Genomic DNA, 21189 nt, shown 5'->3' with positions numbered 1-21189 from the left:
CGATAGGAGAGAGCAATAGGCCCCAATAGCTGGCAGTCATTCAACCAAAGCTTCAGTGGGCTTGCATTGTTGCGTCGTCGATTGCAAAGGACGCCAGTTTGCCATAGCCAAGTGCCAGGGACCGCAGCTTGTGGTCATGGTGCCGATTTCAGGGATCGACATGAGTATGCGGCATGCTTGGTTTTGACGTGCATCTGCGACAGCCGGCGCCCGATCTCGGCGGCACGGATGAAATGCTGCGCCAGGCTTCTATCGTCGCTAGCAGGACAGGAGCAAGCTCGCCCTGCAGCCAAATGGCGGCGCGACGGCTCGGAAGAGTTCACGGGAGACTGTTTGGACGCAGCATCATCGATGACCGTTTCCTTTGGCGGGAAATCGCCGGCTATGTCTTGGGACTCTTGTACCTTCGAACCAGGCGTGGGTAAGACGGCATGGCGCATAATCCATTGGTTTCAATCGTGGTTCCTGCGCACAACGCAGAGGTAACGCTGGCGCGCGCACTCGATTGCCTCCTCGATCAGGAAATCGTGGATTGGGAGGCGATCATCGTCGACGACGCCTCCACGGACCGCACCCCCGCGATCATTGCCGGTTATGTGGAGCAAGATGCCCGATTTCGGACGTTGAGTTCTTGCGCGCATGGCCCCGCCGGCGCGCGCAATAGCGGGATTTCGGCGGCGCGCGGCCACTGGCTCATGTTTCTGGATGCACACGATTGGGTAGACGCCAGCTTCCTCGCGAAAATGCTAGCCGCACTGGAGGCCGCGCCCGATTCAGTGGCCGCCTATTGCGGCTCTCAGTGCGTGATGCCCGATGGCGAACTTATTCCGTTGAGCATCTCGTCAGAGGTTGCGATCCAGCCCTTTGAAACATTTGCCCGCCGGTGTGCCATCGCCACTCACGCGCTGCTGGTCGACCGGGAGACAATCGTCGAGTTAGGCGGTTTCGATGTGTCGCTGCGCACATGCGACGACTGGGATCTGTGGCAGCGCCTCGCCCGTCTCGGCAGAAATTGGGTAATGGTCGACGAGCCGCTCGCCTTTTACCGGGCTAGCTCCAACTCGCTCACCCGCAATTCATCTCAGATGCTGGCCGACGCGGAAATCGTGATCGCCCGTGGCTTCTCTGCCGACTCCAGAGTCAAACACCCGGTGACTATCCACTCCAACGGAGCGAACTCGGCGGATGGCCGCACCGCTTCCGAAGCACTCGCGTGGTTCGCATTGTGGAACGCCGCGTCGGATTGCGGCGGCGGCTCGGGCTCGATCAACCCGCAGTCACTGCGCGCGCTTCCGGCCGGACGCAAGTGGGCGAGTGAGATCGCCAAGGTAGCCGTCAACGGCCTTGCGGTGGGAAGCCTGTCTGTGCCGGCGCAACTGGCTGCCAGGTGGGGAAGGTTCGGCCGCGCCATCACCGAGTTGATTACCGAACTCGGCAAGGTCTGGGCCAATCCCGCGGCGGCTCGCCGCATCCAGTACCAGCTTGAGCAAATGCTTCTCGACGCCGACGATCTTGGCGCGCCGCGCAGGCTGGCGCGAACACTTGGAATCCGCGTCGACGCTCGAAATCCGACCTCGACCGAACTGCCGGAAGGAATCGACCAAATCTATGCCTACCTGATGATGGATGGCCACATCGAGGCCGTCGTACAATTCGGCGTGCTCGGGACAGTGACAAGGGATCATTGGATTGAACTGATCCGGTATTTCGCACCGCAAAAGGAGGCTGGCGCCAACACTCCGAACACGCTTCCAGCCGGGGCATTGTCAGGCACAGCCGAACGCGGGCCTGATCCGGACAGCCACTTCGGCAAACTCGCGCGATTGGCTGCGCAAGCGCGGGAATTGGTCCGGTCGAGCGCCGAACCAGCGGAGCCTCCCGCGGCGCCGCGCCGCGCACGGCACAGGCACGACAAGGATCGCACGTCGTTCTGGAATGGCTATTTCGCGACCGAGGATCCCTGGAACTACGGTTCGTCCTATGAGCAGGAAAAATATGAGCGGCAGCTCGAGATTCTGCCTGCGGGTCCCATCGGACGGGCGCTTGAGCTGGCCTGCGCGGAGGGCCACTTCACGCGGCAGCTGGCGCCGCGAGTGGGCCATCTGACCGCAACCGACATCTCCGCCATAGCCGTCGGACGGGCCCGCGCGCGATGCAGCGATCAGCCGAATATTGAATTCGGCGTACTGGATTTCTCCGCCGACACGCTGCCGGGTGAGATGGATCTGATCTTCTGTTCGGAAGTGCTCTACTATCTGGATGATCTCGCCGAGTTGCGGCGCATTGCCAAAAAATTCGCAGAGGCGTTGGCGCCTGGCGGCAGTTTCATCAGCGCCCACGCATTCGTGCTGCGTGACAATGTTGAAAGGACGGGCTTCGACTGGAACACATTCGGGGCACAAGCGATCTCAGAGGCGCTCGCAGCGACCGAAGGTCTCGTCCTCGAGCAGTCGATCCAGACCGAGCTCTATCGCATAGACCGATTCCGCCGCCTGTCACCGGACGATGTGGTGACGGAACCGAGGATTGATCATGCGCCGATCCGCGCGCCTATCGGACTCGGGGTCGCCCGAAATATCGTCTGGGGCGGGGCGCGGGCCTTGCGCCGCGACGTCGCGCGCAGCGAGCGGCGGCCACGTATCCCTGTCCTCATGTACCACAGCGTCGCCGAAGAAGGTCCGGCCGCCCTCGCCCGTTTTCGGCTAACGCCCGCCGCATTCGCCAGCCAGATGGCATGGCTGCGCGCCAATGGCTTTCACGCAACCACATCCGAGCAACTGGAACGGTCCATCGCCAACCGTCAGCCTTTCGCTGGCCGCCCAGTGCTCATCACCTTCGATGACGGCTTCCAGAATTTTGCCGACCATGCCTGGCCAACCTTGCGCGCGAACGACCTGACCGCGGAAGTGTTCCTGGTGACTGACCTGGTGGGTGAAAGCGCGCAGTGGGATTCCGTAAACGGTCCGCCGACGCAGCTTATGGATGCCGGGACGGTGCGGCGGCTCGCCGCCGAAGGTGCGTTCTTCGGAAGCCATCTCGCGACGCATCGCGCGATCGATGGTCTGTCGAGTTCTGACTTGGCCGCCGAACTGCTGCGCTCTCGTATGTTCATCGAACGTTGGACCGGTCGGCCAATCTCGGCGTTCGCGGCACCCTTCTCTGTCACCGACCGACGGCTCGGCAGACTGGCCAAGGAGTCCGGCTATCGGATCGGCTTCGGCAGCAGACACGGGCCGGCGGACCTTAATTGCGATCCCATCGACCTCCCACGCATCGAGATTCGCGGGGATCGCTCGCTCGACGAGTTTGTCGCCACCGTCGAGGCCATGCTCGATTAAACGGTGAATTTGTCACGGTCATCGGTCCCGCTCACGTGCGCAAGATCGACGAAACGCTCCGCACTCGCCAGACTGCCGCGATCGCTCGATGTCACCCCGAGATCGGAATGACCTGCCCCGGCGGCTGAGTAAACATTGCCAAAATACCCGGCGCATCAGCATATTCAAGCGTGGCATGCGTGGCACCTATCAGCCCTGCGCAGAAAGCATCTGCACCGCTACCTCTCCGAGTATGGCTTCCGCCATAATTCACGCGCAGCCCCTGGCATGAACGACGATGCGTGGGCCGGTCGCAGCCTTGATGGTATCGTCGGCAAACGCTCGGGTTACTTCATACGGAAGCGACGCCGCTTAAGCCGACCCAGTGCAGGCTAACTGTATTCGGTAGCCGCTTTTCCCGAGCAGATGGATTTCAGATTACGAGCAAATAAGTAAACGTCTCCGAAGTAGTTCGGATACATTTCAGCAAGCTTTTCTTTCTTATCCACCTCGACCAAGACAGCCTTCACCTCACTGCCCCTTAGCTCGATTTTTTGTTCGATCCCTTTCAATTTTCGCGCGCCGGATATAATTGACCTGAAATGATCGATAGTCAGTATATTATCTTTCCCATATTGAAGCAAATAGTATCTAGTTTTTTCCGATTGCTTTATAAAATTCTCATGGCATCTGGTAGTATTCTTGATTTTTTTTAGTATGCCGATCGCATCTATACGCTTGTTGAGATCCCGCAATTCTCGAACCCGGTCATTGTGATCCGGAATACTTACATGAACGGGGCACTGCTCAACGTGCGCGAATTCCGCCGACATAAGCTGGAAAAGGCGAAGCCAATCTTGGTCGCCCTCTCCGTGCTTCAAATCCTGGCCCCGGAATAGCCCGACAGCCTCAACCGCAGTTGCCCATGAGTGCTGAAGCTTGGTACGAACTTGCAACTCGATGCGTCGTCCGTCGAAAGCCTCGGTGTCGGCATCTCGGGATCGGTATTTGAAAACAACATGGTGACTTCGATACCCGTCCGGCTTCGGCTCATCGATATAGTTAAACTCCCTAGAGTGGATCTCATGGGGGAACTTGTCTCGCATCGATGCGAGAAGCGAGCGAACACCTTTGATATCGGCCATGATCGCCCGGCAACCGCCGATGTCGTTCATGGTGTCCAAATTGGTGGTGGACTCTCGAAGCTTCCGACGAATGGATGCCATGCGCTTTGGCCGGGATGCCATGTCGCCCTCCAGTCGCAGGGCTCTTATGTGATGACGGACAGAGAACCGAACGCTGCGCATCGGCAGAAAGTGCGAGTCGCGCCAGCTATTGGCTATTGAGAAGATTTCGAGTGCGTCCACATACTGGCCGACAGTGATGTCTCGTCCGAACTGAATAGGTTTTGCCAGCCGGTCGCCTGCCTTGCGAACGGCTTTCATGCTGTAGGCAAGGCGCGGGTACTCAGTCATTGGAGCCAAGAAGTCATGGTAGCCCGCCTCATTCTGGACTGGCGGGACTATCGCAGGGGAATCAGATCCCAAGAGTCATATCCGTTTGGGTAAGCGAAGTACCATAGCGCGCGACATCGGATCTCCGCGAGCGAGATACCGTCTCGGCCGTATCTGCCTAGATCGCGCCCCTGGACATGACGCGGACTTACATGCCGCCACGCTCAGGCGGCTTTCCACTACAGGCATCGCCGCCGCCGACACCGAACCATCGCCACCGCACACGACCACAAGGTCGGCCATTTGGCGCAGGCGAACTATGTCACTGGCAATCTCCGGCAAGACCTCGAACGGGGCGGATTTCAGATCGTCCTTCGGCGCGCCGCTTTGATGCTCCGGAACGTCGCCGACGTCCCGCTGGAGCCTGCGACAGAAGATGCGCTCAAGCCCATTGCCGGAGAGATTTAAATCGGCAGGGCCAGATCGGCCTGGCTCCTGTAAAATCTGGAGCCGAGTCGCAATTGGCCGGAACCAAACAGAACAGCCGTAATTATCAGCCGAGGGACCGCAACCGCATAGGAAGCGGAACGATGGCTGAAATTCTTGATTTCGAACTTGGCAGTTCAAGATTGCGCGTCAAACGCGCCGAGAAATCGTTGAAGCGCGCAGAGGAAGAAACGGACAGGAAAAATGGCGTGGTGAATATCGCCCTGTGCTGCAGGATCCGGGCAGCTCAACAGCGCGTGACGGAGGCCCCGGGAGCGCCAGACCAATATCTATACGTGGGCGGCCTCCAAATCACCCCGAATGGACATGAAATGGCGAGGAGTTGCCGTCATGACAATACTGTTTGAGCCGCTGGACTCGGATTACCACAAGCGCAGCGTGCTTTATCACGCCACGCGGTTGTCGATGCTCCACGATCGAATGCTGATGCGTTTCAACAAGGTTGACGAAGCGGCCGACAAGGTTGAAGCCGCAGCGGCCGTGCTGGTCGATGTCACCCACGGCTCTGCCGTCGATGCGTTCCAAGACGCGGTGTTCCGGAATTCGTCGGCAGATTTCCTTCAGATGGAAACAGGCCAGACCCTTGGGCTCTGAACTGCGATGAATGACGCCAGTGTTTGGGCAGCTAGGGTCGCCTGCGCCCGCTTGGGCGTCTCGGAGCATCAATGTAGCTTTCTGCATTATTTGGATCGGCGAGCGGTCCAGACGGTCTTTCCCGCATTTCGAGGCAGCGGCCGCGAATGCGGCATCATAGTGAATACCGATTTCCATTCTCGTCGGCCTTTGGTGGCCCGAGAGGAAACCGAAGGGAACTGATTGCGGCGCGACCGCCTACGTCATCGAAACGCTCGACTGGTTCCGGCGCAGCTTCGCGTAGTCCGCATCACCCGCCCCAAATCGACTTCTGCGAGACGGTGGTGCAACCGTCAACCCGGAGCGACCCCCATCGCCGGCGCCCGCTAACGCCGGCGTTGCTGGCGCAAGTTCGCCGCCCTTTCGGACGCCTTAATTGTGGTTTGAGTGCGCCGTCGAAAACAGTCTCAAGTTCCCCACCGACGGCCTGACGGACGCGTCGGCCCCCCCGCATTTACTCTTTGGTAACCCTCCGAAGTCGGAAGACAAAACGTATCGGCTCCTTTTGCCTTCCATCGTGTTAGGGCTTGGAACAAACCAACGGAGCTGTGAGTAAAATGGCCACCGTAACCAACGCCAAGGGTGTTCCGCTCCCCTATAGTGGGTCCTCCGCAAAGTGGTACTCGGCAACGAATTCGGGCCCGGCCCTCTACGGCAGCATCTATAACGATTCGCTGTATGGCGACGGCAGCGTCAGCGTCACGATGTATGGCGGCAAGGGCGACGATATTTACTACCTGTACTCCGCGAAAAACAAAGCGGTGGAGCTGCCCAACGAGGGCATCGATACGATCTCGACCTGGATGAGCTACAGGCTGCCGGCGAATTTTGAGAATCTGACGGTCACGGGCGATAAACAATATGCCTTCGGAAACGCTCTGAACAATATCATCGTCGGCGGTTCCGGCCAGCAGACGCTCGACGGCTTGAAAGGCGACGATGTTCTCAAGGGTGGCTACGGCGCTGACATTTTTGTCGTCAAACCGGGCAATGGCAGCGACCTCATTCTCGACTTCGGCGCCGACGATATTGTGCGCGTCGAAGGCTACGGCTTCACCTCCTTCGACCAGGTGCACGCCAACATGGTGCAGTCGGGATCGAACGTCCGACTCACCCTGTCGCCAACCGAGTTTCTCGTCTTCGCCAACAAGACCATCGACCAGTTCAGCGCCAACCAGTTCGATCTCGCCCTGGACAAGTCGCATCTGACGCTCACCTTCTCGGACGAGTTCAATACTTTGAACCTGCACAGCGGTTCTAGCGGGACCTGGGACACGAACTTCTGGTGGGGTGCTCCGAACGGCAGCTCGCTCACCACCAACAGTGAGCTTCAGTGGTATATCGACACCAGCTACGCCCCCACGAGTTCGGTCAACCCGTTCAGCGTCCAGGACGGTGTTCTCACCATTACGGCCGCCCGGGCTCCCGACGCGATCAAGCCCTACATAAACAACTATGATTACACGTCAGGTCTGTTGACGACCTACCATTCCTTCGCACAGACCTACGGTTATTTCGAAATTCGAGCCGACATGCCCGAAAAGCAGGGTGCATGGCCGGCCTTCTGGCTTCTTCCGGCGGATGGCTCCTGGCCGCCGGAACTGGACGCAGTGGAGATGGTCGGCCAGGATCCCAACAAGCTCACCCTGACCAGCCACTCGAACGCGACGGGGTCGCATACGAAAGTGACATCGACCGTATATGCAGCGGATACCGAAGGGTTCCACAAATATGGGGTGCTTTGGACCCCGAGCGAGCTGGTCTGGTATTTCGACGATGTCGAAGTTGCCCGCGCACCAACGCCTGCCGACATGCACAAGCCAATGTATATGCTGGTCAACCAGGCTGTCGGCGGCATGGCGGGAGCGCCCGCCGACGGGCTTGCCACCCCTTCTGAAATGCACGTCGACTATGTCCATGCCTACGCGCTGAATGATTGGTTCATCTAGGTGCCATGCTGGAAGATGGAGTGAAACCGACACCCTTCGCCAACCGGTCTTGGACGCGTTCATTGCCGCTTGCGCCCGCGCTGGACCCGAGGTGAAGGAAGATGTCTCACATCCACCCATCTGAGCCGCCGCGAACGACGCTCACGGCGATATTCGCTTCCTTTCGCCGGGCATTCGCCGGCATCGCCTTGATGAGCGGGGTCGTCAACGTCCTGGCGCTGACCGGCTCGTTCTTCATGCTGCAGGTCTACGATCGCGTCATTCCCGGCCGCAGCGTGCCGACGTTGGTCGGCCTTTGCGTGTTTGCGGGCACGCTGTTCGTCTTTCAGGGCGTCCTCGAACTGATCCGATCGCGGCTGCTGGTGCGTATCGGCATGGCGCTCGATGCGAGGCTCAGCGGGCAGGTGTACATCGCACTGATGCGTCTGCCGTTGCGCACGAAGCTCACCGGCGATGGCTTGCAATCATTGCGGGACCTCGATCAGGTCCGGTCGTTCCTGTCGAGCGCTGGGCCGACCGCGCTGTTCGACCTGCCTTGGATGCCGCTTTACCTCGCAATCTGTTTCCTGTTCCATTTCTGGATCGGCATGACCGCGCTGCTCGGCGCCGTCATTCTGTTTGGCCTGACCTTGCTTGCGGAGGTGCGCACCAGGCAGCCCGCGAAACGTGCCAACACACAGGCCGCTGCGCGCAACACGCTGGCGGAGGCGACGCGCCGCAATGTCGAGGTGCTTCAGGCAATGGGTTTTGGCCCACGCATCGCCGAGCGCTGGTCAGGCATCAACGCCGACTATCTCAGCACCAATGCCAAGGCGAGCGATTTGGCGGGGACGCTCGGAACGACATCGAAAGTCGTGCGCATGATGCTTCAATCCGGCATCCTGGCGATTGGCGCCTGGCTCGTCATCCATCAGGAGGCGACGGGCGGCATCATGATCGCCAGTTCGATCATGATGAGCCGGGCGCTGGCGCCGATCGAACTCGCGATCGCGCATTGGAAGAGCTTTGTCAGCGCCCGACAGGCCTGGGCGCGCCTGACTCAGCTTCTGGGGCTGCTGCCCGAGGCAGCAACAAGTGTCTCGCTTCCGCCACCGTCGTTTCGCCTCTCGGTAGAGGGCATCAGTGTGGCGCCGCCGGGCGAGCGTCGCCTTGTCGTCCAGGATGCGGGCTTCGTGCTGCAGAAGGGCGCCGGCCTCGGCATCATTGGTCCGAGCGCTTCGGGGAAATCCTCGCTCGTCAGAGCGATCGCCGGTGTCTGGCTGCCAGTGCTCGGTACCGTCAGGCTCGACGGTGCGACGCTCGACCAGTGGTCGTCGGAAGAACTCGGCAAGCATGTCGGTTATCTGCCGCAGGATGTCGAGTTGTTCGATGGCACCATTGCCGAGAACATAGCTCGCTTCGAACCCCAGCCCCCCTCGGACAAGATACTGGCCGCCGCGCGCGCCGCCGGTGTTCATGATCTGGTGGTTCACCTGCCTGAAGGTTATGAAACGCGTATCGGCGAGGCCGGGTCGGCGCTTTCGGCGGGCCAGCGACAGAGGGTCGCCTTGGCGCGTGCCCTCTATGGCGATCCGTTTCTTGTCATACTCGACGAGCCGAATTCCAATCTCGATGCCGACGGCGAAGCCGCCTTGACGGCGGCGATCCAGGGCGTGCGCGACAGAGGCGGCATGGCCATCGTGGTGGCGCATCGCCCGAGTGCATTGCAAAGCCTTGACCAGATCCTTGTCATGACGAACGGCAGTATCCAGGCCTTTGGCCCGAAGAATGAGATCATGACCAAGGTGACCCGCCCCATCAGTGTTCCGTTAAAAGTTGTCTCAAGTCCTGAAGAGGCGGCGCTCTGATGGCGGAGAGGGCGACATCGGTGATCGATCGGACCATTCGACGTTATCTGCTCGGCGGCGTTGCGACCTCCATCCTTCTGGTCGGTGGAGCGGGCAGCCTTGCAGCGGTGACCGACCTCTCCGGCGCAGTCATTGCCTCGGGAAAGCTGGTTGTCGATTCCAGCGTCAAAAAGGTGCAGCATCCAACCGGCGGCGTGGTCGGCCAGATCTTCGTGCGCGAAGGCGATGCCGTGCAAGCGGGACAGGTTTTGATTCATCTCGATGAAACCGTCACCCGCGCCAATCTGGCCATTGTCACCAAGAGCGCGGATGAACTCGATGCCCGCCTGGCACGTCTCAAGGCCGAGCGCGACGGTGCGGACGCCATCGGTTTTCCGCCGTCGCTGATGTCTCGGCGGGACGATCCGGATGTCAGCGGCACAATGGCCGGAGAGCAGTCGCTCTTCGAGTTCCGCCGGCAGGCACGCGCTGGCCAGAAGGCGCAGTTGGCGGAACGTATCTCCCAGCTCGCCGAAGAAGTCTCCGGCCTGACCGAGCAAAAGGACGCCAAGAGCCAGGAAATCAAGCTGATCGGAACCGAGCTCGCGGGCATGCGCACACTATGGCAGCGCAAGCTGGTCTCGATCGATCGCATCACCGCTCTCGAGCGCGAGGCCGTGCGGCTGGAGGCTGAACATGGGCAGCTGACCGCCGCGATAGCGCAGTCGAAAGGCCACACGTCGGAAATCCGCCTGCAAATCATCCAGATCGATCAGTATCTGCGCAGCGAAGTCGCCACCGAACTGCGTGAGGTCCAGGCAAAACTCTCGGAACTCGTCGAACGCAAGGTATCGGCCGAAGACCAGCTCAAGCGCATCGACATTCGCAGCCCGCAGGCCGGCGTCGTCCTTCAGCTTGCCGTACATACGATTGGGGGTGTCATCACTGCGGGCGAACCGGTCATGCTCATCGTGCCGGTCGCGGACCAACTGACCGTCGAAGCCCGTGTCGCGCCACAGGACATCGATCAGCTGAAACAGGGGCAGGAGGCGACGCTGCGGCTTTCGGCCTTCAATCAGCGCACAACGCCTGAACTCAACGGAACCGTCAGCAAGATCTCCGCCGATCTCAGCACCGACGAGCGCACCGGCGCCGGTTATTACACCGTGCATATCGTTTTGCCGCGCACGGAACTTGCCAGACTCAAAAGACTGACCCTGGCGCCCGGCATGCCGGTCGAGGTGTTCTTCTCGACCAGCAGCCGCACGATGCTGTCCTATCTCGTCAAGCCCTTGGCCGATCAGATCCAGCGAGCATTCCGGGAGGAGTGAAACGCGCCCGGGCTGCAACGACCGGCCGCTCCCCGTCTCGAGCTCTTCATTGGGCCTGCCGCCTGCGTGATGCTGCCGGCGGGCTCGGGTGTCACAACCGAAATCGATGACCACCATGCCGGGCGTGTTCATCAGCACTGCCGTGCCGCCCTCGCCGCTGCCGCCGCCCCAGGAGCGCGAGCCCATATTGCCGGTGCCGGCACCGATCCGCACGCCGGCCAGCGGAAAAACAGTTTCCGCGGGAAGGAAAGTCGCTGCGGCGATGACAGCGTCATAGCGTCCGTCGCCGGCGGCCTCGATCAGCTCTTCGCGGGGGCTGAGGTCCGGTAGGTAGAAGAAATGCACGCGGCCATGCTCAAGATCCGCTTTGTCGCCAAGCGCGCCTGCGTGGAAGCGGCCGCCCTTGGCTTCGATATGCGCACGCACTTCGCCCGGTTCGGGCTTGCCGTCAGGGCCGAAGCGCAGGTCAACCAGGTCGCAGATCAGCACGGCGTAGGCGCGTTGCGGATCGATCGGGTTCGCGGCCTGTGTATTGGTGTTCGCGGTCACGTCGTTTCCCCATGCAAAAACGGAAAGGCTTGCCGGTACAGCGGCACGCTCTGGATCAGAACCTATCCGCCCGGAAGGGCGTCAGATCGATCGCAGGCGGGAAACCGGCAGCAAGTTCCGACACGATCTTGCCAGTGACGGCACCGCCGATGAGGCCCTGATGGCCGTGACCGAAGGCATAGATGACGTTCTTCGCCCGCGACGCCCGGTCGATGACCGGAATGCTGTCGGGGGTTCCCGGCCGGTGCCCCATCCAGCGCGTGACCTCGCCGACCTCCAGTCTCCGGAACATTGGCCTCGCCTGCTTCAGGAGAACATCCGCCCGGCTCAAGTTCGCCGGCGCCTTCAGGCCGGCGAACTCGACATTGCCGGCGATCCGCAGGCCATCCTCCATCGGCGAGGCAACGAATTTGCGGTCGGCCGAGATCGTCTGGATGCGCAGGCCGGTGTCGGCGCCCTTGACCACAACGTGGTAGCCGCGTTCGCTCTCGAGCGGAATGCGGTCGCCGAGCTTCCCGGCAAGATCGCCCGACCAGGCGCCGGCGCAAAGCACCACGGTCTCGACCGGCATGCGCTCGCCGCCTTCCAGCCGCAGCGCCGATGGACCGTTAGCCGCCATGTCGAAGCCGATCACCTTCGCCCTGATGAAGCGGACGCCCTGACGCGCCGCATGTTCGGCGAGCTTTGCAACAAGCCGGCCAGGATTTGGGCACTGTCCCTGTTCGGGCAGGTAGACAGCGCTCTTGAAGATCGGCGCCAGGGCCGGTTCGAGCTGCCGGATTTCGTCGGCATCGAGGATGTCGACCTTGACGCCATGCTCGCGACGCAGCCCGAGGCCATAGGCGCCCTTCGATGGACCGTCGGCCGTTTCATGGACAAAGAGCTGGCCGCGTTTCTGCAGAAGATCCTCGCACCCGGCGGCCTTGATCAGCGGCTCGTAGCACTCGAATGTATAGCGGTGCAGCGAGCGCATCGCCGCCGATATTTCTTCGACACGCGGCTTGCGGCTGGCGGCGAGGAAGCGCAGCAGCCAGGGCAGCGCGTGCGGCAGGTAGGCCAGCCGCACGATCAGAGGCCCCTCGGGATCCATCAGCCATTTCGGCACGTTGCCGAGCACGCCCGGCATCGAATTCGGAATGCACGATCCCGGGCAGATGCCACCGGCATTGCCGAAGGAGCACTGCTCCTCCGAGCCCGGCAAGACAGGATCGATCACCTCGACGGCAAAGCCCTGCTCAAGCAGGTAATTCGCGGTGCAGACACCGATGATGCCGGCACCGATGACCGTCACCTTGCTGCCCCGCACGCTCGTCGATGTCATGGCGGTCGATCCGGTGTCGATCAGGGTGCTACTGCGGTCGGCGTGCCTGCACGAAAGGCGGGAAGCGAGCGCGCCACCATTTGCTGCAGCATGCGGAAGTCGGAGAGATAGGCCATGAAACGATAGCCCAGCTTGCGCATGTCGACGCCATAGGCGACCGAACCGCAATGGATACCGGGAATGACCCCGGCTTCCTTGCATTTCGCTGCGATGTATTCGATCGCCTCGTAGACGGCGGGATAGCGCGGATCGAAGCCCGGCGCCTCGCCCATGGTCACGGCCAGATCCGACGGTCCAACGAAGATAGCGTCGAGGTTAGGCGTCTTCAGGATGTCTTCCAGGTTCTTCACCGCCTGCTCGCTCTCGATCATCGCCATGGTGATGATGGTGTCGTTGGCGTGCTGGAAGTAATCCGCGCCGGCATAGAGCGAGGCGCGCAGCGGGCCGACGCTGCGACCGCCTTTGGGGAAATAACGGCAGGCCTTGACGAAGGCATCCGCTTCCTCGGCGGTGTTGACCATCGGGCAGATCACGCCATAGGCGCCGGCGTCGAGCACTTTGCCGATGATCGCCGGATCGTTCCACGGCACCCGCACCATCGGCGTTGTCTCCGTGGTCGAGATCGCCTGCAGCATCGGCACAGCGTCGGCATAATCGGTCGCACCATGCTGGAGGTCGACCGTCAGGGCATCCCAGCCTTGATTGGCCATCAGTTCCGCCGAGATCGACGATGGAATGCCGAGCCAGCCCGTCACCACTTCGCCGCCGGCGGCCCAGATGTCCTTCACCTTGTTCTTGCGCATAGAATTGATGTCCTTTCGATTATCGGGAATGCAAAATCAAGTCCGCCGCTTTTTCGGCGATGGCGATCGTCGTGATGTTGGTGTTGGCGGCAATGATCGTCGGCATGATCGAAGCGTCAACGACCCGCAGCCCCTCAACGCCGCGGACGCGGCATTCGGCGTCGAGCACCGCCAGCGGATCGTTGTCTGCGCCCATCTTGCAGGTGCCGGAGACATGCCAGCCCGACCAGACGGACTGCTTGACCCAATCGACGATCAGATCTTCATTCTTCATCATTGCCTGAATGCGGTCGGTGGTGCCAAACTTGCGCCTGAGCAAGGTCTCGCGGAAGAACGGCGCATAGTCGAAAAGGTAGGCCGCGGTCGCGGTCTTGACCCAATTCGACGGCTTGCGGACACTGAGCGCTCGCGCCTCATCGCTGTAGCCGGCCAGGAACCAGGTGTTGACGTGCTGCTGGACATCGGGCGACTGCATGATTTTGCAGATTCGCTTGAAGCCATCGACCAGGCGCATCAGGTCGCGGCCGTCGGAGGCCATGTTGAGATCGACGACCGGCTCATCGGTCTGCACGGGGGACTTCAGAGTGACGGTGCCGCGCGAATAGGATTTGTTGACGCAGACATTGAGCGCGCCCATGGCCTTGCCGAGCGGATGCCAGCCGGCGCGGTTGACCGGCATCAGGAGCATGTCACCGGGATGGCAATCGGCATGGTTCGAGGAATATCTGACACCCAGAAAGATGTGGCGCCGCTGACCGGGCTTGAGCCGCGCGGATTTCTTGAAATGCGCGCCGACGGCTATATGCGGATGATCGGTCAGGTTCTCGCCTACACCGGGGCGATCGGCGACCACTTCGATGCCCAGCCGCTTCAGCTGCGCCGCCGGCCCGATGCCGGCACGAAGCAGGATGGCCGGCGAATGCAGGGCGCCGGCTGAAACGATCGTCTCGTTGGCGTTGTAGATCTTTGTGCGGCCAGCGATCGTGACCTCGACGCCGGTGATACGCGTCCCCCTGGTCACCAGCCTCTCAACGAAGGCATTGGCGAAGATGTGCAGGTTCTTCCGGGCGCGCGCCTCGGGGTCGAGATAGCCGATCGCTGTCGACACGCGTCGATCGTTCTCGTTCGACAGCGGCAGCGGGAACGAGCCGTCCTCGAAACTGCCATTATAGTCCGGCCGGTAGGGATATTCCCTTTCCGTCTGCTTGAGCACTGATTTGGTGAAGCCGGCCCAATCCTTTGGAAAGACACGGCGGATCGGAATGCGGCCGGTCTTGTTGTGAAGCTCGCCATCGAAATCGAGATCGCGCTCGAGCTTCTTGAGATAGGGCAGCATGCCGTCCCATCCCCAGCCGGGCAGGCCGAGACCTTCCCATTCATCATAGTCGTGCGGCATACCGCGCACGGCGAACTGGCCGTTGATGCTGGAGCCACCGCCCATCACCTTGGCCTGTTCGAGCTTGGCCGTCTTGACCAACTGCGCATTCTGCTTCGGCGAGCGGTTGAAGACGCGCAGTTCCGTCCAATGGTATTTCGGGTCGAAATAGGACAGGCCGGGGTAGCTGTCAGCGATCACTTCGGGAACATCGTCCGGCGGCGTGTCGGGACCGGCTTCGAAAAGCGCCACCTGCTTGGTGCCGTTCTCCGAGAGGCGGCTGGCAAGCACGGCGCCCGCCGAGCCGCCGCCGACAATGATGTAATCGAATTGCATGTGCTTGCGCTCGCTCAAGCGTAATTGGCCCAGATGGCCTTCTGGCGCAGGAACGCCTCGATACCGGCACGGCCCATATCCTTGCCGAAACCGGAGCTCTTGTAGCCGCCGGCCGGGTGGGTGAACTCCGGCCCGCGTCCATGCTGGTTGATCCAGACCATGCCGGCCTCGATCGAATCCGCCGCCTTGAGCGCCTTCTTCAAATCCGTGGTGTGGACGCTGGCGGCAAGCCCGTAGACCGGGTGCGCCGCCTGGGCGAGGCCTTCTTCCAGCTCGGTGAAACTGCGTACCGTCAGCACCGGGCCGAAAAACTCCTCCTTGAAACCGACATTGTCGTCGGTGACGTTCTCCAGGATCGTCGGCGCGAAAAAACTGCCTTCGTTGCGCCCTTCCAGCACCGTGCCGCCTGTGACGACCGCGGCACCCTCACTGACGCTGGCGCGGACCATCGCATCGATGCGCTCGAGCTGCTTGCGGCTGATGATCGGCGCGAAGGTCGTCGTCTCGTCCCAGGTCGGCCCCGCCTTGATCGCCTTGGTCCGGGCGATGACGCGCTCGATAAGCTGGTCCGCGATCTTGTCCTCGACGATCAGTCGCGAACCAGCCGTGCAGACCTGGCCCGCATTGTCCATGAAGGCCGCGGCGACACGGCCAGCCACCACATCGATGTCGCCGGCATCGGCCAGCACCAGCTGCGGGCTCTTGCCGCCGAGTTCGAGCGTGACGGGCTTGATGCCGGACTGGGCGGCCAGGATCATGATCGCCGCCCCGGTCTGCGTCGAGCCGGTGAAGGAGATTTTCAGTATATCGGGATGGCGAACGATCGCCGCCCCGGTCGTATGACCATAGCCGTTAACGACATTGAACAGGCCTGCCGGAAGCCCGGCCTTCGCGGCAAACTCCGCCAGCGCCAAAAGGCTATGCGGCGTCAGTTCCGATGTCTTCATCACCACGGCATTGCCGGCGGCCAGCGCCGGGGCGAATTTCCAGGCTGCGGTGATCATCGGAAAGTTCCAGGGAACGATCGCGCCGACAATGCCGTAGGGCTCGTGCTTGACGATGCTCAGCGCATTCGCCTCGGTCGCGGTGACCGTGCCCTCGATCTTGTCGCAAAACTCGGCGTAATAGCGCACAACGCCAGCGGTACGCACCGCGTCACGCGCAATGGTCATCGAGATCAGCCGGCTCGACCCCATCGCTTCCAGCTGTCCGAGATAGGTCGCGTTCTCCTCGATCAGGGCCGCGAACCGCATGAGCACGGCGGCGCGATCGCGCGGCGCGATCTTCGCCCAACGGCTCTGCGCCAGCGCCTTTTTCGCGGCATCGACGGCTTGCTGCACCACTGCCTCGCCGCCATCGGTGATCATCCCCATGGGCTGGAGATCGGACGGGCGCAGAACCTCGATCTCCGCGCCAGGCAGTTCAATGAACTGCCCGCCGATATGATGGCCCCTGGGGACGGCGATCGTGCCGGGATCAAAACTCAACATCACTGAAATTTCCTTATGCGGCCAACTCGAAAGGGGCGGATTCGACGCTGTCCGCTTGACTGCTGTGCGTGAGGAGGGCTGCCTTCAACACGCCTTCTCGGCCTCACGCGCCTCCAGGAACGGGCGAAGCAGATCCGCCGATTCATGGAAGCGTCCAACAAAACTCTTCAGACGCGGATGTTCGGGATGCAGCAGCACCTTGGAGGGTGGCCCTTCCTCGGCGACCAGCCCCTGATCGAGAAAGACGACCCGATCGGCGACCTCGAAAGCAAAGCCGAGCTCGTGGGTGACGATCACCATGGTCATGCCGCTCCTGGCCAGCTCGACCATCGCCTTCATCACTTCGCCAACGAGTTCGGGATCGAGTGCCGAGGTCGGCTCGTCGAACAGCATCACCTTCGGCTGCATCGCCATGGCTCTGGCGATGGCCACGCGCTGTTGCTGGCCGCCAGAAAGCTGGCGCGGATACTTTTCCACGTGCTGTGCCAGCCCCATGAGATCGAGAAGCTTCAGGGCCGTCTGGCGCGCCTGCTGCTTCGGCTCCTTCTTGACGATCACCGGGCCTTCCATGACGTTTTCGAGCGCCGTCATATGCGGGAAGAGATTGAACTGCTGGAAGACCATGCCGGTCTTGGAGCGAATGCGGTTGACCTCCTGGGCCGGCACCGGGGCGTCTTTGCCATCGGCCTGCCTGCTGAACAGCGTCTCGTCATCGATGACAATGCTGCCGCTGCTCGGAACATTGAGCAGGTTGATGCAGCGCAGCAGCGAGGTCTTTCCCGATCCGCTGGCGCCGATCAGCACAACCACCTCGCCTTCGACGACCGAGAGATCGATGCCGTTCAACACACGCTTGTCGCCGAACTTCAGGCAGATGCTGTCCAGCCGCAGAACCGGCTTGTCGCTCTTCGCCGGCATGGGAACATTCGATTGAGTGATGCTCATTTTATGCTCGCCCCGCTCTTCTCGAGTTTCCGGGACAGCAGCGTCAGCGGAACCAGGATGATCAGGAAGATGACGCCTACGGCAGTGTAAACCTCCATCGGCCGATAGGTGAAACTCGAGATGTAGCTCGCCTGATAGAGAAGGTCGGGAACCGTTATCGTCGATAGCAGCGTCGTGTTCTTCATCTGGATGATCGACTGCCCGGCTAGCGGCGGGATCATCTTGCGGAAGGCCTGCGGCAGGATGATCCGGCGCATGCGCTGGCCATAGGACATGCCGATCGCGGTCGCCGCATCTGTCTGGCCGGGATCGACCGATTGGACGCCTGCACGCAGGATTTCGGCGTAGAAGGAGCCGACGTAGCAGCTCAGCCCGATGAATCCAGCCCAGAATTTCGTGACATTGATGCCAGCGAAGATCGGGAAGGCGTAGTAGACCCAGAGCAGCGTGACGAGCAGCGGGATGTTGCGGAAGAACTCGACATAAATCTGGCCGAGGATGACCAGCGGTCGGAAGGTGCTCAGCTGGATCAACCCGATGAAAAGGCCAATCAGCATGCCCGCGCCGATCGTGATCACGGTAAAGTAGAGCGTCATCAGGAGGCCCTGCCAGAGCAACCCGATGTTGTTGGTTATGACTGTATAGTCGAACATGGCGCCCTCACTGGTTCGATGCACGTCCAGTGGTGGCCTGACCGCTGCGCTATGCGGCGGCCAGGCTGTTGCGATCAGAAGGAGAAGCCTGCCGGAAGGATCGACAGATCGATGCCACGGGCTTCCCAGGCGCGGGCAAGTTTCCCTTGGGCGAGGCCGAGCGAACGCTCCTGCAAAATCCAGTTCGTCAGGAAGTTGATGTAGCCGGCATTGCCGGGCTTGCGCGCCACGGCAAGCGTTGCCGGATTGCGCAGGATCGGTTCGGGAAGCGAGACATTGCCGATCTTCTGGTTGGTGATCTGCAAGGCGTCGAAAACGGACAAGACGACGCCATCGGCACGGCCAGCCTGGAGTTCCATCAGCGCCAGGCCGCGATCTTCCACCGGCGTGATCTTGGCCTTCGGCAACAAGGCCTCGGCAACGACCTGCATGGTGCTGCCCTTCTGCACGACGACGGTCTTGTCGGGCGAATTGAGCTCGGCCCACGTTTTGACCGGCTTGCCGGGAGGCGTCAGCACGGCCCAAGCGTCGGTGAACAGCGGCTCCCACAGATAGTCTACGACAAGGCCACGCTTCGGGTTCGGGTTGACGCCGATGGCGATATCGATCTTGTTGGACTGGAAGTCGGCGGCCAGATTGCCCCACGTCGTCTCGACCGGCTCGAGCTTGACGCCGAGCTGGGTCGCGATCTCGCCGAGGAATTCGTAGTAGAAGCCGCTCCATTGGCCCGTCGCCGGGTCCTTGATATAACCCGGCTCCTCGCCGGTCATCACCGGCACTTTCAGCACGCCGCTGGCGCGGATCTGTTCGATGACGGCGGAGGGATTGTCTTCGGCCGAAGCCGCGATGGGTGCCGAGAGCAGACCAAGGCCGATGGTCAAGGCGGCCATGAACGTACGAATGACTGTGAGTTTCATTTCATTCCCCTTTTCTGATTATTGGTTGTTAGCGGCATAGAAATCCCTGCGAGAGAGGATCGCCTTTCTCGAAGAAGATGGTCTGGGTCGAGGTGATGAAGGCGGCGCCTTCGATTTCGACAATCATCGCGTCCCGGCCCTCGGCCTGGAGGCGCTCTTGCAGGCGTGCCTCGAACGGGACGCCGAATATGTTACTGGCACGGTAGGTCTGGTCGGGGCCGATCAGCCCATTCTGCAGCAGATATGTCAGACGCGCCGAGGTCCCGGTGCCGCAGGGTGAGCGGTCGAACTTGTTTGATTCCAGAACCAGGAAGTGCGTTGCCGAACTCTCGCTGTCGGCATCGTAGAAAAGCACGCTCGGCGCGGCAGCGCCCGCCAGCAGCGGCAGGTCCTTCGTTGCCGCCTTGATCGCGTCCTTGATGCCGGCGCCGGCCCGCATCAAGGCCGATGCATTATCCGAAAGCAGTTTGAAACCGAGTGCGGCCGCGTCCACCAGCGCGTACCACATGCCGGCGTAGACGATCGCGGCATCGACGTTGCCGACACCCTCGACGGTCACGCTGAGATGGTCGAGCCCGACATAGCTCGGCACGTTGGCTATGCGCACGCGGTCCAGCGAGCCGTCTTCGTTCCAGATCAAATGGACCGTGACGATCCCCGCCGGCGTTTCCAGGGTGAAGCTGTCACCGGTTTCAGCCGTGATCTGCCCGGTGAAGGCCAGCGTCCTGGCAAAGCCGATCGTGCCGTGACCACACATGTCGAGATAGACGTAAGACGAGATGAAGAACGCGCCATAGTCGGCAACATCCGAGGCGACCGGCACGAGACCGACCATGGCGGCATGGCCGCGAGGCTCGTGCAGCAGTGCCGGGCGTAGATGGTCGAAGCGATCGCGGAAATGGTCGCGCTTCTCCCGCACGCTCGAACCGGAGAGTTTCGGAACGCCGCTCAGGATGACGCGTGTGGGATGGCCGGCGGTATGGGAATCGATGACGCTGAACGCTGACGAGAAGCTGGACACAACCTAGCCCTCTCCGAAGGCGTCGCGAATGCCGGCCCGCATGCTCTGCCAGATTTCCCGAATGAGGTTTTCGGTCATCGCCTTGGCGCTTTCGCCGTCGCCGGCGGTGATCGCATCATAGATGCGGGCCGTGTCGTCAAGCGACAGCTGGATGATCTTCGGATCCTGCTCGTAGGCGTGATAGCGGTAACGCAAGGCCTGCTTTTCCAGCCCGCCAAGCAGGCGTGTCAGCGTCTTGTTGCCGGCCAGCGTGTAGGTCAGGAAGGAGCCGCGCACGTCGACGATGAAGAACTGCCGCGCATCGTTCCTGGCCTGGGCCTGCTTCAGCTCCGACAACAGGCTCTTGAACTCGGCCTTCTTCTCAATGTCTGCGGATTCGGCGGCTTGCTTGGCGACTAGCCCTTCAAGTTCGATACGGCAGGTGTAGACCTCGTCGAAATCGCGCTGCGACATCGGCGAGACCCAGATGCCACGCCTGGCCTCGCGCATCACCAGGCCGTCCCGCTCAAGCAGCCTCAGCGCCTCGCGCACCGGCGACCGGCTGACGCCGTAGCGCGCGGCCACCATTTCCTCGGTCAATCGCTCCCGGGACTTAAGGCGGCCGAAGATGATCTCCTCCTCCAGCATCTCGGCAAGGTTCTCCGGGATGGCAACCGATAATTTCTGGATGCGCGCTAAAATCATGTCGACACCATACTGTATACAATGTACAGGTCAAGCCATCGCGGAATTTTTCTTGTGACATGCAATCTGCCGGTGGAT

Annotated in this window: 16 protein-coding genes and 1 pseudogene; 7 read left to right on the top strand and 10 right to left on the bottom strand. The window is 61.3% G+C overall.

The genetic code is table 11. The features are described from left to right. Positions 1-431 precede the first annotated feature (431 nt). Positions 432-3338 carry a trifunctional glycosyltransferase/class I SAM-dependent methyltransferase/polysaccharide deacetylase gene (locus NP945_RS18070; protein WP_256747124.1) on the top strand — a complete coding sequence of 969 codons (2907 nt, stop codon included), beginning with the start codon at positions 432-434 and terminating at the stop codon, positions 3336-3338. Positions 3339-3495: 157 nt separating this feature from the next. After that, a pseudogene (locus NP945_RS18065) lies at positions 3496-3713 on the top strand (IS1595 family transposase); the annotation flags it as partial. Here the strand turns inward: NP945_RS18065 and NP945_RS18060 are convergent. Continuing rightward, the gene (locus NP945_RS18060) at positions 3710-4792 is read right to left on the bottom strand and encodes a RelA/SpoT domain-containing protein (RefSeq protein ID WP_256747123.1); all 1083 of its coding nucleotides are present in this window, start codon (positions 4790-4792) and stop codon (positions 3710-3712) included. The pseudogene NP945_RS18065 and the gene NP945_RS18060 sit on opposite strands and share 4 nt — an antisense overlap. A gap of 569 nt (positions 4793-5361) precedes the next feature. Between NP945_RS18060 and NP945_RS18055 the strand changes: the two genes are divergently transcribed. The 5 genes from NP945_RS18055 (at position 5362) to NP945_RS18035 (ending at position 11017) form a co-directional block, all read left to right on the top strand. Next, a complete protein-coding gene (locus NP945_RS18055) occupies positions 5362-5625 on the top strand; it encodes a hypothetical protein (RefSeq protein WP_256747122.1) in 264 nt (87 codons plus the stop codon). After that, complete coding sequence (locus NP945_RS18050; RefSeq protein WP_127396655.1) at positions 5609-5872, top strand: hypothetical protein; 264 nt, start codon at positions 5609-5611, stop codon at positions 5870-5872. Before NP945_RS18055 ends, NP945_RS18050 begins: the two co-directional genes overlap by 17 nt. 596 nt (positions 5873-6468) lie before the next feature. Further along, entirely contained in the window at positions 6469-7860 is a 1392-nt protein-coding gene (locus tag NP945_RS18045; protein ID WP_256747121.1) for a family 16 glycosylhydrolase, read from the top strand. 101 nt (positions 7861-7961) lie between these two features. Beyond that, positions 7962-9707 carry a type I secretion system permease/ATPase gene (locus NP945_RS18040; RefSeq protein ID WP_256747120.1) on the top strand — a complete coding sequence of 582 codons (1746 nt, stop codon included), beginning with the start codon at positions 7962-7964 and terminating at the stop codon, positions 9705-9707. Further along, positions 9707-11017 carry an HlyD family type I secretion periplasmic adaptor subunit gene (locus NP945_RS18035; RefSeq protein ID WP_256747119.1) on the top strand — a complete coding sequence of 437 codons (1311 nt, stop codon included), beginning with the start codon at positions 9707-9709 and terminating at the stop codon, positions 11015-11017. Before NP945_RS18040 ends, NP945_RS18035 begins: the two co-directional genes overlap by 1 nt. 604 nt (positions 11018-11621) lie before the next feature. On the opposite strand, the gene NP945_RS18025 is transcribed toward NP945_RS18035, so the two are convergent. The 9 genes from NP945_RS18025 to NP945_RS17985 all read right to left on the bottom strand — a co-directional run bounded on the left by NP945_RS18025 (position 11622) and on the right by NP945_RS17985 (position 21111). After that, positions 11622-12887, bottom strand: a complete 1266-nt coding sequence (locus NP945_RS18025; protein ID WP_256747118.1) for an FAD-binding oxidoreductase — start codon at positions 12885-12887, stop codon at positions 11622-11624. 20 nt (positions 12888-12907) lie between these two features. Continuing rightward, complete coding sequence (locus NP945_RS18020; RefSeq protein ID WP_256747117.1) at positions 12908-13690, bottom strand: HpcH/HpaI aldolase/citrate lyase family protein; 783 nt, start codon at positions 13688-13690, stop codon at positions 12908-12910. A 19-nt stretch (positions 13691-13709) separates the two neighbouring features. Beyond that, the gene (locus NP945_RS18015; RefSeq protein ID WP_256747116.1) at positions 13710-15401 is read right to left on the bottom strand and encodes a GMC family oxidoreductase; all 1692 of its coding nucleotides are present in this window, start codon (positions 15399-15401) and stop codon (positions 13710-13712) included. A 14-nt stretch (positions 15402-15415) separates the two neighbouring features. Beyond that, positions 15416-16891 carry an aldehyde dehydrogenase gene (locus NP945_RS18010; RefSeq protein WP_256747115.1) on the bottom strand — a complete coding sequence of 492 codons (1476 nt, stop codon included), beginning with the start codon at positions 16889-16891 and terminating at the stop codon, positions 15416-15418. A gap of 84 nt (positions 16892-16975) precedes the next feature. After that, on the bottom strand, positions 16976-17836 hold the full coding sequence (locus NP945_RS18005) for an amino acid ABC transporter ATP-binding protein (protein WP_306283213.1): 861 nt from the start codon (positions 17834-17836) through the stop codon (positions 16976-16978). After that, positions 17833-18489: an amino acid ABC transporter permease gene (locus NP945_RS18000; protein WP_256747114.1), complete on the bottom strand. Its 657-nt coding sequence runs from the start codon at positions 18487-18489 to the stop codon at positions 17833-17835. Before NP945_RS18000 ends, NP945_RS18005 begins: the two co-directional genes overlap by 4 nt. A 74-nt stretch (positions 18490-18563) precedes the next feature. After that, positions 18564-19406: a transporter substrate-binding domain-containing protein gene (locus NP945_RS17995; RefSeq protein WP_256747113.1), complete on the bottom strand. Its 843-nt coding sequence runs from the start codon at positions 19404-19406 to the stop codon at positions 18564-18566. A gap of 28 nt (positions 19407-19434) precedes the next feature. After that, a complete protein-coding gene (locus tag NP945_RS17990) occupies positions 19435-20427 on the bottom strand; it encodes a proline racemase family protein (RefSeq protein WP_256747112.1) in 993 nt (330 codons plus the stop codon). Between the two features lie 3 nt (positions 20428-20430). Next, positions 20431-21111: a GntR family transcriptional regulator gene (locus tag NP945_RS17985; RefSeq protein ID WP_256747111.1), complete on the bottom strand. Its 681-nt coding sequence runs from the start codon at positions 21109-21111 to the stop codon at positions 20431-20433. Positions 21112-21189 lie beyond the last annotated feature (78 nt).

Origin of the sequence: Mesorhizobium sp. LMG17149 (assembly GCF_024518695.1) — a bacterium.
Taxonomy (GTDB): domain Bacteria; phylum Pseudomonadota; class Alphaproteobacteria; order Rhizobiales; family Rhizobiaceae; genus Mesorhizobium.
Note: the sequence above shows the minus strand (reverse complement) of the source record. Positions and strands in the feature narration are given on the sequence as shown.